Source organism: Veillonella sp. VA141 (genome assembly GCF_003992175.1).
Classification (GTDB): Bacteria; Bacillota; Negativicutes; order Veillonellales; family Veillonellaceae; genus F0422.
This window is the reverse complement of sequence record NZ_RQVM01000002.1, coordinates 150,326-165,397: the sequence shown is the minus strand read 5'-3', so window position 1 is coordinate 165,397 and position 15,072 is coordinate 150,326. Positions and strand designations below refer to the sequence as shown.

Annotated in this window: 14 protein-coding genes; 12 read left to right on the top strand and 2 right to left on the bottom strand. The window is 35.3% G+C overall.

The genetic code is table 11. The features are described from left to right. Positions 1-184 precede the first annotated feature (184 nt). The 7 genes from rplU (at position 185) to EO112_RS03025 (ending at position 6,951) form a co-directional block, all read left to right on the top strand. Entirely contained in the window at positions 185-496 is a 312-nt protein-coding gene (rplU, locus tag EO112_RS03055; RefSeq protein ID WP_009352881.1) for a 50S ribosomal protein L21, read from the top strand. A gap of 5 nt (positions 497-501) precedes the next feature. Then, positions 502-816 (top strand): ribosomal-processing cysteine protease Prp, encoded by a 315-nt coding sequence (locus EO112_RS03050; RefSeq protein WP_127162872.1) that lies wholly within the window; start codon positions 502-504, stop codon positions 814-816. Positions 817-828: 12 nt separating this feature from the next. Further along, entirely contained in the window at positions 829-1,116 is a 288-nt protein-coding gene (gene rpmA, locus EO112_RS03045) for a 50S ribosomal protein L27 (RefSeq protein ID WP_009353004.1), read from the top strand. A 296-nt stretch (positions 1,117-1,412) separates the two neighbouring features. Next, positions 1,413-2,831, top strand: coding sequence for a [FeFe] hydrogenase H-cluster radical SAM maturase HydG (gene hydG / locus EO112_RS03040; RefSeq protein WP_127162870.1), 1,419 nt, complete (start codon positions 1,413-1,415; stop codon positions 2,829-2,831). A gap of 84 nt (positions 2,832-2,915) precedes the next feature. Beyond that, a complete protein-coding gene (guaA, locus tag EO112_RS03035) occupies positions 2,916-4,451 on the top strand; it encodes a glutamine-hydrolyzing GMP synthase (RefSeq protein WP_127162868.1) in 1,536 nt (511 codons plus the stop codon). Positions 4,452-4,826: 375 nt separating this feature from the next. Beyond that, positions 4,827-6,359 carry a class I SAM-dependent DNA methyltransferase gene (locus EO112_RS03030; protein WP_127162866.1) on the top strand — a complete coding sequence of 511 codons (1,533 nt, stop codon included), beginning with the start codon at positions 4,827-4,829 and terminating at the stop codon, positions 6,357-6,359. Beyond that, positions 6,349-6,951 carry a restriction endonuclease subunit S gene (locus EO112_RS03025; RefSeq protein WP_127162864.1) on the top strand — a complete coding sequence of 201 codons (603 nt, stop codon included), beginning with the start codon at positions 6,349-6,351 and terminating at the stop codon, positions 6,949-6,951. The genes EO112_RS03030 and EO112_RS03025 overlap by 11 nt, the downstream gene beginning before the upstream one ends. On the opposite strand, the gene EO112_RS03020 is transcribed toward EO112_RS03025, so the two are convergent. Beyond that, positions 6,881-7,450, bottom strand: coding sequence for a restriction endonuclease subunit S (locus EO112_RS03020; protein WP_127162862.1), 570 nt, complete (start codon positions 7,448-7,450; stop codon positions 6,881-6,883). The two genes, EO112_RS03025 and EO112_RS03020, sit on opposite strands and share 71 nt — an antisense overlap. Positions 7,451-7,520: 70 nt before the next feature. On the opposite strand from EO112_RS03020, the gene fic reads away from it, so the two are divergent. From fic to EO112_RS02995, 5 genes are all read left to right on the top strand, one after another. Continuing rightward, entirely contained in the window at positions 7,521-8,126 is a 606-nt protein-coding gene (fic, locus tag EO112_RS03015) for a protein adenylyltransferase Fic (RefSeq protein ID WP_127162860.1), read from the top strand. Positions 8,127-8,210: 84 nt separating this feature from the next. Further along, positions 8,211-9,194 carry a site-specific tyrosine recombinase/integron integrase gene (gene xerA, locus EO112_RS03010; protein WP_127162857.1) on the top strand — a complete coding sequence of 328 codons (984 nt, stop codon included), beginning with the start codon at positions 8,211-8,213 and terminating at the stop codon, positions 9,192-9,194. Positions 9,195-9,205: 11 nt separating this feature from the next. Further along, positions 9,206-10,369 (top strand): restriction endonuclease subunit S, encoded by a 1,164-nt coding sequence (locus EO112_RS03005; RefSeq protein ID WP_127162855.1) that lies wholly within the window; start codon positions 9,206-9,208, stop codon positions 10,367-10,369. Between the two features lie 47 nt (positions 10,370-10,416). Further along, the gene (locus EO112_RS03000) at positions 10,417-11,400 is read left to right on the top strand and encodes a DUF3644 domain-containing protein (protein ID WP_127162853.1); all 984 of its coding nucleotides are present in this window, start codon (positions 10,417-10,419) and stop codon (positions 11,398-11,400) included. Continuing rightward, positions 11,400-14,546 carry a type I restriction endonuclease subunit R gene (locus tag EO112_RS02995; RefSeq protein ID WP_127162851.1) on the top strand — a complete coding sequence of 1,049 codons (3,147 nt, stop codon included), beginning with the start codon at positions 11,400-11,402 and terminating at the stop codon, positions 14,544-14,546. Before EO112_RS03000 ends, EO112_RS02995 begins: the two co-directional genes overlap by 1 nt. A gap of 121 nt (positions 14,547-14,667) precedes the next feature. Here the strand turns inward: EO112_RS02995 and rhuM are convergent, their stop codons facing one another. Beyond that, on the bottom strand, positions 14,668-14,835 hold the full coding sequence (gene rhuM / locus EO112_RS08335) for a RhuM family protein (protein WP_255416886.1): 168 nt from the start codon (positions 14,833-14,835) through the stop codon (positions 14,668-14,670). Positions 14,836-15,072 lie beyond the last annotated feature (237 nt).

Genomic DNA, 15,072 nt, shown 5'->3' with positions numbered 1-15,072 from the left:
TTGAGTCTATACAGATAGAAAAAATTAGGTTTCTTTCGTTGACATAAACAGTGCTTGTCATGTATAATAATTGAGTCATAGTTTGGGTACGCCCAACTATTGCAAGCCGCATGAAGAGGTCAATAATATTTGGCTTCGGCTAGATAACCGCATTCAGCGAGTACGAATACAAGGAGGTGTCATAATGTACGCAATTATTAAAACTGGTGGTAAACAATATCGCGTTTCCGAAGGCGATGTAATCACTATTGAAAAATTGGATGTAGCAGCTGAAGGAACTGTTTCTTTTGACGAAGTTGTAACTGTAGTTAAAGACGGTGATGTTAAAGTTGGTACACCACTTGTGGACGGTGCAAAAGTTACTGGTACAGTACTTGAACATGGTAAAGCGAAAAAGATCTTGGTTTTCAAATACAAAGCGAAATCCAACTATCGTCGTCGTCAAGGCCATCGCCAACCATTCACTAAAGTTCGCATCGAAAAAATCGAGGCGTAAGTATCATGACTCACATTGATGTGAAACGCAATCGATTAGGGCAAATCATAGAATGTCATTTTCGAGGACATGCTGAAGCAGGTCCTTACGGAGAAGATATTGTATGTGCCGCTATATCCATGCTTTCACAGACATCGATCTTAGGTCTTCATGAGGTAGCTAAGCAATCCATGGAGTACAAAATAGAAGACGGTGAGTTACATATCCTACTTTCAGAACCCGTTACTGAAAGAGGACAAACTATATTAGAAACGATGCTTCTTGGTATCAAGAATGTGGCGGATCAATATAGTGATTTTGTTAGAGTGAGTGAACAATAGGAGGTGAACTACATGTTATTCAATATCCAATTACAACTATTCGCATCTAAAAAAGGTGCTTCCAGTACAAAAAATGGTCGTGATTCCGAGTCCAAACGTCTTGGAGTTAAATGCCATGACGGTTCTACTGTAAAAAGTGGTAACATCCTAGTTCGTCAACGTGGTACACATTTCCATCCAGGCGCTAACGTAGGTATCGGCAAAGATGATACTTTGTTTGCATTGGTTCCTGGCCGTGTAGCATTTGAACGTGCTGGTCGTTATAACCGTAAAGTTTCTGTATACCCTGTAGAAGCTTAATCATAACACATATGAAAGGTCACTAGATAGTAATATCTGGTGGCCTTTTTTGTTTGCATGGGGCAGGAAACTTTCAAAATGAACAAATGAATAGATGTATATTTCTGTTTATGCATACATAGTATTAATATTTGCTTTCATAATGTACACTAATTTTATATACATCAATTCATAAGTGGAGTATAATAAAAGAAAGGCTATATCTAATAAAATCGGTATAGCGCTTATGTTAGGACAAAGCCTAGAAAGATGTAGGCTATCATAGATCTACTAAGTCAGTAGAAAAGGAGTTTACTATGTATGATGTACACTCTTCCAAGGCGGAAGAATTTATTAATCACGAAGAGATTCTAGCCACTTTACAATATGCAGAAGAAAATAAGGAAAACCGTCCTTTATTGGATGCTATATTAGAAAAGGCAAAAACTCGTGTAGGATTAAATCACCGTGAGGCGATGGTACTGTTAGAATGTCCCTTGCCAGAATATAAGGAAAAATTATTTGCTTTAGCAAAAGAGATTAAACAAGCGATTTATGGCAATCGAATTGTATTATTTGCTCCTTTGTATTTATCAAACTATTGTATCAATGGTTGTGTTTATTGCCCATACCATGCAAAAAATAAAACCATCACTCGCAAAAAGTTAAACCAAGATCAAGTGCGTGAAGAAGTGATGGCCTTAGAAGCCATGGGGCATAAACGGATTGTTATCGAATCTGGTGAACATCCATTAGAAAATCCACTGGAATATATTTTGGAATGTATTGATACGATTTACTCCATCAAAAAAGATAATGGAGAAATTCGTCGTGTCAATGTCAATATTGCGGCTTGTGAAGTGGAAGATTATCGAAAATTACATGAGGCAGGTATTGGTACGTACACATTGTTCCAAGAAACATATAATAAAGAAAACTATGAAACCCTTCATCCAACAGGCCCTAAGAGCGATTATGCATACCATACAACGGCTATGGATCGCGCTATGGAGGCAGGTATTGATGACGTGGGCATTGGCGTCCTTTATGGATTGGAACACTACAAATATGACTTCGTAGGCTTGTTGATGCATGCAGAACATTTAGAAGCGAAGTTTGGTGTAGGCCCGCATACGATCAGTGTGCCTCGAATTTGTCCAGCTGATGATATCGATGTAGATGATTTCAGTAATGCTGTACCAGACGATATTTTTGAAAAAATTGTAGCTTTGATTCGTGTGTCTGCACCGTATGCAGGTATGATTATGTCTACTCGTGAAAGTCAAGCTATGCGTGAGCGTGGTTTAGCCTTAGGTATCTCGCAAATTTCTGGAGGGTCTCGTACATCTGTCGGTGGCTATGTAGAAGAAGAACCAGAAGAAGAAAATTCTGCTCAATTTGATACGAGTGACCGCCGTTCCTTGGATGAAATTGTGGAATGGTTATTACAATTAGGATATGTACCAAGTTTCTGTACGGCTTGCTACCGTGAAGGACGTACAGGTGACCGCTTTATGGCACTGGCTAAGAGTGGACAAATTTCTAACTGTTGTCAACCGAATGCATTGATGACATTGAAAGAATATTTACTAGACTATGCAGATGAGGAAACAAAAGCTGTTGGTGCGGCTGTTATCGACGTGCAATTAGACTCCATTAAAAATGATCTAGTGAAAGAAAAATCCAAAGCTTATATTGCGCAAATGGAAGAGGGAGAACGTGACTTCCGATTCTAGTCAAAATTTAGTGCATAGGGTATAATATTTAATATATAGTGTTTATATATTGAAGTTATAAACAGAAGATTGTGGGAGGACAGAATGGAACAAAAAGAGATGGTTGTTGTCGTTGACTTTGGTGGTCAATATAACCAACTGATCGCGCGTCGTGTACGTGAAAATAATGTGTATTGTGAGGTATATCCGTACAATAAAGCATTAGAAAAAATTAAAGAATTACAGCCAAAAGGTATCATCTTCACAGGTGGTCCTGCTAGCGTATACGAAGACAATGCTCCTAAAATGGAAGCGGAAGTATTTGAACTTGGCATTCCAGTATTGGGTATGTGCTATGGTATGCAATTTATGGCACATACATTAGGTGGTCATGTAACGTCTGCGGAAACACGTGAATTTGGTAAAACTCCAACTCATGTGGACGTGTCCTCACCATTATTTAAAGGACTTTCAGAAGAAGAAATCGTATGGATGAGCCATGTAGATTATGTGGCAGAAGTGCCAGAAGGTTTCAAAATCGTGGCACATACAAAAGATTGCCCTGTAGCAGCCATGCAAAACGAAGAGCGTCGTTTATATGCTATGCAATACCATGCAGAAGTATTACATACAGAACATGGTAAAGAAATGTTGCACAACTTCTTGTATGAAGTATGTGGATGCACAGGCCAATGGACGATGGCAAACTATGCAAAAACTGCTATTGAAGAGATTCGCAATGCAGTAGGTGATGGCAAAGTATTATTGGCATTATCTGGTGGTGTGGATAGCTCCGTAGCAGCGGCGTTAATCTCCAAAGCTGTAGGCGACCAATTGACTTGTATCTTTGTTGACCATGGTTTGATGCGTAAAAACGAAGGTGACGAAGTAGAAGCGGCGTTTAAAGATTCTGGTATGCACTTCATTCGTGTGGATGCAGAAGAACGTTTCTTAATAAAATTAGCAGGTCTTGAAGATCCAGAAGCGAAACGTAAAGCTATTGGTGAAGAGTTTATCCGTGTATTCGAAGACGAAGGTCGCAAAATTGGTTCTGTTGATTACTTAGCACAAGGTACAATTTATCCAGATGTGATTGAATCTGGTACTGGTGAAGCAGAAGTCATTAAATCTCATCACAACGTAGGTGGATTGCCTGCAGTAGTGGATTTCAAAGGTTTAATCGAACCACTTCGCAACTTGTTCAAAGACGAAGTTCGTCAATTAGGTGCTGAACTTGGTTTGGCAGATTACCTAGTATGGCGTCAACCATTCCCAGGACCAGGTCTTGCGATTCGTGTCATGGGTGAAGTGACAAAAGATAAACTGGACGTATTGCGTGATGCGGATTACATTTTCCGTGATGAAATCGCAAAAGCTGGTTTAGATCGTTCCATTAACCAATACTTTGCAGTGTTAACAAGCACACGCACAGTAGGTGTTATGGGTGACTTCCGTACCTATGATTACACATTGGCATTGCGCGGTGTAACTACAACTGACTTTATGACAGCTGATTGGGCACGTATCCCTTATGACGTATTGGATACTATCTCCCGCCGCATCGTGAACGAAGTAAACCACATTAACCGTATCGTGTACGATATTACAAGTAAACCACCAGCAACCATTGAGTGGGAATAAAGTAAATAGACTGAAAGCCAGTAGAACTTAGGAACTGCTGGCTTTTGTGTTGTATTAGAGTTGGTGGGGGATATTAGTATTATTTAATTAAAAGAGTATTACTGATAAAAATGTCGGTAAAATGTCGGTAAAATGTCGGTTTATATGATATTTTAATGTAAACAAATACGTAGACATGTTTAGGGGGATGAAATAGTTGGAAAATCCTTGGATAGCATATTATAATATAGAGTAAGTAATATGATGGTTAGCAGAAAGAATATATAATACAATAAAAACTTGAATAGTAATTGAAGTATATGATGTATATTATTTCTGAGTAGATGCACCTATATAAGATTGAAGCTGTATGGTTGAATGGAGCGGAGTATAGTAATGGCAAAAAAAACAAATGTGAATATAGGTTTTGAAAAACAAATATGGGATGCAGCTTGTATTCTTTGGGGGCATATTCCAGCGGCTGAATATAGAAAAGTAATAGTTGGTCTTATATTCCTTCGTTATATCTCAAGCGCTTTTGAAAAAAGATATGATGAGTTAGTAGCAGAAGGAGATGGATTCGAAAACGATAGAGATGCTTATGCAGAAGAAAATATTTTCTTTGTGCCGGAAGAGGCTCGATGGAGTAAGATTGCCTCTGCAGCACATACTCCAGAAATTGGAACGGTTCTTGATGAAGCAATGAGGGCAATTGAAAAAGAAAATGCAAGCTTGAAAAATGTATTGCCTAAAAATTATGGGAATCCGGATTTAGATAAACGAGTGTTAGGTGAAGTAGTAGATTTATTTACGAATGAAGTCAAAATGGATGGCACCGAGGCGAGTAAGGATTTATTAGGGAGAACGTATGAATATTGCATTGCTCAATTTGCGGCGTATGAAGGAACTAAAGGTGGGGAATTTTATACGCCACCAAGTATTGTAAAAACGATCGTTTCTATACTTAAACCATTTAATAACTGTCGAGTATATGACCCATGCTGTGGCAGTGGTGGTATGTTTGTGCAAAGTGAAAAGTTTGTGCAAGCGCATAGTGATAATCGTGGAAGTATTTCTGTGTATGGACAAGAGTCTAATGCAGATACATGGAAAATGGCTAAAATGAATATGGCAATCCGTGGAATCGATGCCAATTTTGGAGCATACCATAGTGACACGTTCTTTAATGATATTCATCAAACGTTAAAATCTGACTTTATTATGGCAAATCCACCATTTAACTTATCTAATTGGGGAGCGGACAAATTAAAAGAGGACGTTAGATGGAAATATGGTATGCCGCCAGCAGGTAATGCAAACTATGCGTGGATACAACATATGATTCATCATTTAGCTCCGAATGGAAAAATAGGTCTTGTGCTTGCCAATGGTGCCCTATCATCTCAGACATCAGGAGAAGGGGAAATACGGAAACGGATTATTGAGGATGATCTAGTGGAAGGCATCGTTGCCTTACCAACACAGTTATTTTACAGTGTAACAATACCTGTAACCTTGTGGTTCATTACTAAAAATAAGAAACAAAAGGGAAAAACTCTGTTTATTGATGCTAGAAAAATGGGCTATATGGTGGACCGGAAACATAGAGACTTTACTGAAGGGATTCAAGAAGATGGGACACTTGGCGATATTGACTTATTAGCAAAAACATTTGAAGACTTTCAAAATGGTGTGCTTGAGGAGAAAAAAGGGTTCTCTGCCATTGCCACTATAGAAGATATGGCAAAACAAGATTATATATTAACCCCAGGCCGATATGTAGGCATAGAAGAGGAAGAAGATGATGGAGAACCATTTGAAGAAAAAATGGCAAGATTAACATCAGAACTTTCTGATATGTTTAAACAGTCACGTGAATTAGAAGAAGAAATTAGAAAAAATCTGGGGGCCATTGGGTATGAAGTGTAATTGGCAAATAAAAAAAATGGAAGAAATCGCATACATTAACCCTCGTGAGATGTTAAAGAAAGGAACTATTGCTAAAAAAATTGGATTAGATAAACTAGAACCTTTTTGTAGAGATATTATAGCCTATGAGTACGAAGGGTTTTCAGGAGGGTGTAAATTTCGTAATGGTGATACTATTATGGCACGAATAACTCCTTGTTTAGAGAACGGGAAAATTGCTCAAGTTAATGTTCTTAAGCCTGGAGAAATTGGATTTGGATCTACAGAATATATTGTGTTTCGTGCAAAAGAAGGTGTAGATGAAGATTATCTTTATTACTTGGTATGTAGTCCAATTATTAGAGAACCAGCAATTAAATCAATGGTAGGATCATCTGGAAGACAACGAGTACAAACAAGTGTAGTACAAGGCTTAAATATTGAAATGCCCCCTATAAAAGAGCAAAAAGTAATAGCTAAAATTTTAAAGGGAATAGATGATAAAATTAGTCTTAATAAAGAAATAAACAATAATTTAGTGTTTAAATGTCTATATTGGACACATCTAGTTCTCCGAAGAGAAGTTTTGGCAACAAAGTCTCGCGTAATATAGATAATTGTATAGATTCTTCTTTATTGTTGTGAATCATGCTAAAAATAGGTGTCACAAGTAATGTAAAGTTAGATATTTCTTCAGATTTTAAATCACACACTGGCATTGAAGCAATATGTTTAGGATAAATATGAGGTTGTGCAGATCCTGTTTGTGATTCATATATCTCTGTTTGTCTTTTTTTTAACAATACATACCAAAAATAAACATCCTTGGTCATTGAACTATCAATATAAGATGAATCTGATGACCAAATAGGTTTATCCCATAAACTAACATATCCTGCATTAGCGCCTGATGCTGATATTGCAAGAACTGGTGCTACAGTATTAGAAATATTATGATAAGTCAATGGAGTAAGTCCGCCTGCAACAACAGGGACTTTACCAAATACAGCATTCTTTGATAATAAGTTTTTTCCTCGTTTAGGTATTATAGTATCTCCGATTACTTTATCACCGTAAGTAATATTAGGAAAAAAATAATCAAAAATTACCATAGCTTGTTGCTCTAAATTATTGTTTACCTCACCTCAATCAATACATCAAACTATAGAAAGGAGGGGCTATATGGTTTTACCCAATAAACTTAATATTGTTGATTCCTTAGAGCTTTTAAAGAAAGAAGAAAAAATTAGTAAAAAGAAAGCTGCAGAGCTATTTGAAAATAAGATACTAGATACATACTCGGTAGGTTCCTTTGCACAGTTAGCAGCGATTCATGAATATTTATTTTGTGATATCTATGAATTTGCGGGGGAAATTAGAACTGTAAATATAGCAAAAGGTAATTTTAGGTTTGCTCCAGTTATGTATTTAGATGCGTCACTAAGTAATATCGAAAATATGCCGCAATCTACATTTGATGAGATTATTGAAAAATATATTGAGATGAATGTAGCGCATCCTTTTAGAGAAGGGAATGGTAGGAGTACACGAATTTGGTTGGATTTAATATTAAAACAAGAGTTGTGCCTTGTCATTGATTGGAGTCTTGTGGACAAAGAAGATTACTTATTGGCTATGGAACGAAGCCCGATTAGAGATACAGAAATTAAGCATGTATTAAAGCAGGCTTTGACTGATAAAGTAAACGATAGTCATGTATATATGAAGGGGATAGACCATAGCTATTATTACGAAGGATATACGTTATATAAAGCAGAGGAGTTGTAGACTGATTTATCCTGGCAACGGTAGGATTTTTAGAAGAGGTACCGTTGCACTAGTTCTCTTTTGATAGTAAAAGGAGAATAAATCATGAAAGAACAGTTGACAATTGATATACTTCAATCTATGCTGCCATATTTGAATCAAGGTCAAAGCAAGCAATTACAAGTTGTGTTAGATAAGGTTTTGCTAGCATATGATGTGGTAATCTCAGAAGGTGCTGATACTGAAGATAATCTTAATTATGTAGAAATGTTTATTTCTGCTAAACGAATTGAAGGGTGTTCTGAGAAAACTATAAAATACTACGAATCTACAATTTTAGCTATGCTAGATTCACTGGACAAATGTGTTAGATACATTTCCACTGATGATATACGAGGATATTTGACTGAATATCATCATAAGAAAGGTTCAAGCAAAGTAACGATAGATAATATACGTCGTATTTTATCAAGTTTTTTTACTTGGTTAGAAGATGAGGATTATATTATTAAAAGTCCTGTTAGGAGGATTCGTAAGATAAAAACAGGAAGTAGTGTTAAAGAAACGTATACAGATGAAGAGATTGAAGCTATGCGTGATCATTGCAACACTATACGAGATTTAGCGATTATTGAGTTACTTGCTTCAACTGGCATGCGTATTGGCGAAATGATTTTATTAAATCGTTCTGATATTGATTTTAATGAACGTGAATGTGTCGTTTTAGGAAAAGGAAATAAAGAGAGGATTGTTTATTTTGATGCACGAACGAAGATTCACTTGCAAAAATATTTAGCATCTAGAAAAGATGACAATCCTTCATTATTCGTTTCCCTAAATAAACCTAACCATCGAGTTACTATTAGTGGCATCGAGTCGCGACTGCGAAAGTTAGGGAAAGTATTAGGAATTTCAAAAGTACACCCTCATAAATTTCGCCGTACATTAGCGACAATGGCTATAGATAAAGGGATGCCTATAGAACAATTGCAACAATTATTAGGGCATAAACGGATTGATACTACACTACAGTATGCAATGGTTAAACAAAGCAATGTAAAAATTGCGCATAGGAAATATATAGGATAGGGAGAGTTTATATGCCTAAAATAGGAGAATTAATTGATATTAAACATGGATATGCCTATAAAGGGAAATATATAGTAAGAGAAAAAAATGATAATATTTTGGTAACACCAGGCAATTTTTATGTGGGTGGTGGATTTAAGAATGAAAAAAATAAGTATTATGTAGGAGAATCTATAGAAGGCTATATATTAAAACCTAATGATATAATTATTGCAATGACAGATTTAAGCAAAGAGACTGATATATTGGGATATGCAGCTCGAGTTCCAAGTGATGGTTGTCAGTATTTACATAATCAACGAATTGGATTGGTAACAGTAAAAAGCAAAGATCTAAACCCAGATTATTTATATTGGGTTATGAGGAGTAAAATCTATCAAAAAAAGGTTGCGGCTACGGCAACGGGGTCAACAGTAAAGCATACATCTCCAAAGCTTATAAAAGAAATAAATATTGAGGTGCCAAGCTTACTGAGACAAAAAAAGATAGCAAATTTAATGAATAATATTGAACAAAGGATAATTTTGAACAATAAAATAAACAATAATTTAGAGCAACAAGCTATGACAATATACAAACAATGTTTTGATTCTGATGTAAATCAAGAATGGAAAAAAGGGGTGTTAAGTGATGTTGCCGACATTACGATGGGACAATCTCCTATAGGAACTAGTCTTAATACAGAAGGAAATGGAACACTCTTCTTTCAAGGAAGAACAGATTTTTCTTTTAGATTCCCTAATATTCGACTTTTTACAACTGAACCAAAACGGATGGCTTCTATTAATGATATATTAATGAGCGTTCGAGCTCCTGTTGGAGATTTGAATGTTGCACATATAGAATGTTGTATAGGTAGAGGCCTTGCAGCTATTCGGTCTAAATTAAATCATCAATCATTTATTTTTTATACATTACGTTTTCTTAAACGTAAATTGGATAGCTTTAATGGTGAAGGCACTGTTTTTGGGTCAATTAATAAACAAGCCCTTAACAACTTTCCAATCTTAATTCCTCCAGCTGAAAAGATAGATGAATTTGAAACATTAGTCTCTTTTATGGATTTAACTATTCGTAATAATTACAATGAAATACATCGTTTAAATCAAATGCGAGATATATTACTACCAAAACTTCTCTCTGGAGAACTAGATGTTTCCAATATAGATATTTAAGCCACTAAATTATTGTTTTATTTATAAAAGTATGAAAGGATTAAAATATGGGTAAGAGAAATAGGTGGTCTATAACAAATGAACTTATAAGAAAATCTAGAGAAGCTATGATTGCGGCTGTTCAAACTTATAATAATCCTACTATAGTATTTAAGACAGAAACTTTTATTACACTTGCTATTATTTCGTGGACTTATTTATTTCATGCATATTATAGAAAGAAGAGGATAGACTATAGGTATTATAAGAAGTTAGGAAAAGTAAAACGATATGATAAAACAAAACATGGTGCTTACAAATATTGGGAACTAGAAAAATGTATAAATGATGATCAGTGTCCCTTAGATAAGGATACAAAAAACAATTTATTGTTTTTAATTGGTATTAGACATGAAATAGAACATCAGATGACAAATAAAATTGATGAATATTTAAGTGCCAAGATACATGCATGTGCTATAAACTTTGACTATTATATATCGTTTTTATTTGGGAAAAAGTATACTTTAAGTGATGAATTAGCGTTGACAATACAGTTTTCACCCTTAAAGCCACAACAAAGAGAAGAAGTTACAGGGAATAATCATATAGTAACAAATGTAAAGAACTTTATTTCTGAATATGAGGATAATCTTTCACCGGATTCTCTTCAAAATTCTCGATATGCATATAGGGTATTGTTTGTACCTGTTAATGCAAAGCGTAAGGGTCAGGCTGATAAAGTAATTGAATTTGTTGACAGTAACTCTCCGTTAGCTGAAAATCTTGAAAAAAGCTATGCAGTATTAACCGAAACTGAGAAGAAAAAATATAGACCAGGTGAAATTGTATCAGAAATGAATAGTTTGGGATATACAAAATTTTCTATTTATAAGCATACAGAACTATGGAAAAGTAGAGATGCACGTAATCAAAAGTATAACTATGGAGTTTGTATTTCGGGGACTTGGTATTGGTATCAATCGTGGTTTAATATTGTCAAAGAATATTGTGAGAAGAATAGAAATGCTTTGTGTGAGGATGTGAGATAATGTTAACATTATATAATGAAGCTGATTATGAAAATTCAATTATTGAATTGTTTCAAAATCATTTAGGCTATGAATATGTATATGGTCCTGATATTGAAAGAGATTTTTATTCTCCTATATATGAAGATGTTTTGATTGACTCGTTATATAGATTAAATCCAGGATTACCTAATGATGGTATTCTAGAAGCTATATGTAAGCTTAAAAATTTTGACAATGGTGAGCTAGTTCAAAAGAATGCAACGTTTATGGATTACTTACAAAATGGTATTCCTGTAAGATATTTTGTTGATGGTGAGGAAGTTTCTGCTATTGTTTATATTGTTGACTATATAACCCCTCAAAATAACTCTTTCATTGTGGCGAATCAATGGACCTTCATTGAAAATAGTAACAAAAGACCTGATGTTATTGTATTCTTGAATGGCTTGCCTATAGTGTTGATAGAATTGAAATCACCATCACGAGAAGAAACTGATGCATCAGAAGCATATCGTCAAATTCGTAATTATATGCAAGAAATCCCATCTATGTTTATCTATAATGCTATTTGTGTTATGAGTGATCATCTAACCTCTAAAGCAGGTACCATAACATCAGGCGAAGACCGTTTTATGGAGTGGAAGACAAAGGATGGCAGTTACGAGAATACACAATATGCCCAGTTTGATACTTTCTTCGAAGGGATATTTCAGAGGGATAGATTACTAGATATTATTAAGAACTTTATTTGTTTCTCTAATGAAGGCTTACATAGTTTCAAAATTCTCGGCGGATATCATCAATATTTTGCAGTAAAAAAAGCAATCGAGTCTACGAAGCGTGCGATTGTGACAGATGGAAAAGGTGGCGTATTCTGGCATACGCAAGGAAGTGGCAAGTCTCTTTCAATGGTGTTTTATGCACATTTATTGCAGGAGGCATTGGATTGTCCGACCATTGTAGTGCTTACAGATAGGAATGACCTTGATGATCAATTGTATGGACAATTTGCTAAGTGTAAACAATTTTTGCGTCAAGAACCAATACAAGCCGAAAGCCGTGAAAACTTGCAAAAATTGCTGGCAGGTAGGACGGCTAATGGTATTATTTTTACAACTATACAAAAATTTGAAGAATCTCATGAGCCTTTGTCGGAACGGCGTAATATCATAGTGATAGCAGATGAAGCGCATAGAGGCCAGTATGGACTTACTGAGAAGATTATATTAAGTACCAACGAAGCGGGGGAAGATGTTGCTAAACGAGTTGTTGGCACAGCTAGGATTATTCGTAACTCCCTGCCTAATGCTACATATATTGGATTTACCGGAACACCTATTTCAGTAAAAGATAGAAGTACTCGAGAGGTATTCGGAGAGTATATTGATATCTACGATATGACACAAGCCGTTGAGGATGGTGCAACTCGTCCTGTGTATTATGAAAGTCGTGTTATAAAGCTTAATCTTGATGAAGAAGTTTTAAAAACAATTGATGATGAATATGATATGATGAGTCAGTATGCAGACCAAGAAGTGATTGAAAAGAGTAAACGCGATTTGGGGCATATGGAAGCTATTTTAGGGAATGAAAATACCATCAACTCTCTTGTAAAGGACATTTTAGATCACTATGAAAACAATCGGGAGCATTTGCTTACAGGTAAGGCGATGATTGTAGCCTATTCTAGACCTATTGCTATGAAAATTTACAAACGAATACTGGAATTGCGTCCTGAGTGGACTGAAAAAGTAGGCGTTGTTATGACATCTGGAAATAATGATCCGGAGGAATGGCATCAGATTATTGGGAATAAACAATATAAGGATGAATTGGCGAAAAAGTTTAAGGATAATAATAGCTCTATGAAAATTGCTATTGTAGTAGATATGTGGTTGACTGGATTCGATGTCCCTTCTCTGGCTACTATGTATGTGTATAAACCAATGTCAGGGCATAATCTTATGCAGGCAATTGCTCGTGTCAATCGAGTATTCCAAGATAAAGAGGGTGGACTTGTTGTTGACTATGTAGGTATTGCTACAGCTTTGAAAAAGGCTATGAACGATTATACGTCGAGGGATAAAAAGAATTATGGCAATACTGATGTAGCAAAAGTAGCATATCCTAAATTTTTGGAAAAACTCTCTGTTTGCCGAGATAAATTTCACAGATATGACTATAGTAAATTTATGAATGGCACAGATTTGGAACGTGCTAAGACCATTAGTGGTGCTGTCAACTTTATTATTGATAGAGAGAATATTGATGATAAAGATTCTTTTGTGAAAGAAGCACTTATGTTACATCAAGCTTTATCACTTTGTTCATCCCTAGTCAATGAACATGATAGATTCGAAGCTGCATTTTTTGAAGCGGTTAGGGTATTAGTTCTTAGGTTAACAAATCTTGGTGGAGATAAAAAAATATCTTTGCCAGAAATGAACGCAAGGATTAATGAATTGTTGAAGCAAAGTATAAAAAGTGATGGTGTGATTCATTTATTCTCAGATATTAAAGAAGAGTTTTCTTTATTTGATCCAAAGTTCTTGCAGGATGTTGCTAATATGAAAGAAAAAAATCTTGCAGTAGAACTATTAAAAAAATTGATTTCAGAGCAAGTTTCGGTGTATCGTAAAACCAATGTTGTTAAATCGGAAAAGTTTAGTGAGATTATGCACCGATCACTTAATGCGTACCTGAATGGGATGCTCACGAATGAAGAAGTGATTGAAGAGATGTTAAAGTTAGCCAAACAGATTGCAGCAGCTCATGAGGAAGGGGACCAATTAGGGTTGACTCCCGATGAAGCGGCCTTCTATGATGCATTAACAAAACCTCAAGCAATTAAGGATTTTTATACGAACGAAGCGCTCATTGCTTTGACGAAAGAACTAGCAGATTCACTACGTAAAAATAAAACGGTAGATTGGCAAAAAAGGGAATCGGCAAGAGCAAAAATGCGTATGCTGATTAAAAAGTTGTTAAAAAAACATAAATATCCACCTGAAGGTATGGAGGATGCAGTACAAACTGTTATGACTCAGTGTGAATTGTGGACTGACAACTATGATTTTGAAACTGAATCAGTTGTTTTTTCTTATGCCACTTATGAGGATGACGTACGATTAGTTGCAGAAGAAAAAGGGGAATATAATCGATAATACTGTTACATTTTTGGTGTGAGAATAAAAGTAAATAATGTAAAGAATAGCGGTAGATATGTAAATAGATATCGCTATTCTTTTTGTTTTTGTATTTATGCAATAGTTCTTTAAAATAGTTTTAACCGAATAGCGTGCCGTTCTCTAACATATCGTCGTTGAGTGCAAAATATTTTACAATATATTCGAGTAATACCTTTGTAGCCCAAATACGGAATTGGGTAGCCTCTTTTGAGTTTACACGATAACCAACAGCGATGATGGCGTCGAAGTTGTAGAAATTAGTAATATAGATTTATCCATCTCTAGCAGTTATTTCCATTTTAGAAATAACTGAACCTTCTGATAGTTCTTGTTTAGTGAAAATGTTTTTTAAGTGTTTGTTGATAGCAGGTACTTGGATAGAAAACAACGTTGCCATATCTTTTTGTGTTACCCAAAATATTTCGTCTTTAAATAGAACATTGGTAGATATATATTTTTATGTTCTAGATAATTGGATAATTAGGTGTAATTATTATTATAG

What these genes read in the sequence shown, in the direction of transcription:
- rplU (WP_009352881.1), top strand. Translation starts at nt 185, where the DNA reads ATGTACGCAATTATTAAAACTGGTGGTAAACAATATCGCGTTTCCGAA.
- EO112_RS03050 (WP_127162872.1), top strand. Translation starts at nt 502, where the DNA reads ATGACTCACATTGATGTGAAACGCAATCGATTAGGGCAAATCATAGAA.
- rpmA (WP_009353004.1), top strand. Translation starts at nt 829, where the DNA reads ATGTTATTCAATATCCAATTACAACTATTCGCATCTAAAAAAGGTGCT.
- hydG (WP_127162870.1), top strand. Translation starts at nt 1,413, where the DNA reads ATGTATGATGTACACTCTTCCAAGGCGGAAGAATTTATTAATCACGAA.
- guaA (WP_127162868.1), top strand. Translation starts at nt 2,916, where the DNA reads ATGGAACAAAAAGAGATGGTTGTTGTCGTTGACTTTGGTGGTCAATAT.
- EO112_RS03030 (WP_127162866.1), top strand. Translation starts at nt 4,827, where the DNA reads ATGGCAAAAAAAACAAATGTGAATATAGGTTTTGAAAAACAAATATGG.
- EO112_RS03025 (WP_127162864.1), top strand. Translation starts at nt 6,349, where the DNA reads ATGAAGTGTAATTGGCAAATAAAAAAAATGGAAGAAATCGCATACATT.
- EO112_RS03020 (WP_127162862.1), bottom strand. Translation starts at nt 7,450, where the DNA reads ATGGTAATTTTTGATTATTTTTTTCCTAATATTACTTACGGTGATAAA.
- fic (WP_127162860.1), top strand. Translation starts at nt 7,521, where the DNA reads ATGGTTTTACCCAATAAACTTAATATTGTTGATTCCTTAGAGCTTTTA.
- xerA (WP_127162857.1), top strand. Translation starts at nt 8,211, where the DNA reads ATGAAAGAACAGTTGACAATTGATATACTTCAATCTATGCTGCCATAT.
- EO112_RS03005 (WP_127162855.1), top strand. Translation starts at nt 9,206, where the DNA reads ATGCCTAAAATAGGAGAATTAATTGATATTAAACATGGATATGCCTAT.
- EO112_RS03000 (WP_127162853.1), top strand. Translation starts at nt 10,417, where the DNA reads ATGGGTAAGAGAAATAGGTGGTCTATAACAAATGAACTTATAAGAAAA.
- EO112_RS02995 (WP_127162851.1), top strand. Translation starts at nt 11,400, where the DNA reads ATGTTAACATTATATAATGAAGCTGATTATGAAAATTCAATTATTGAA.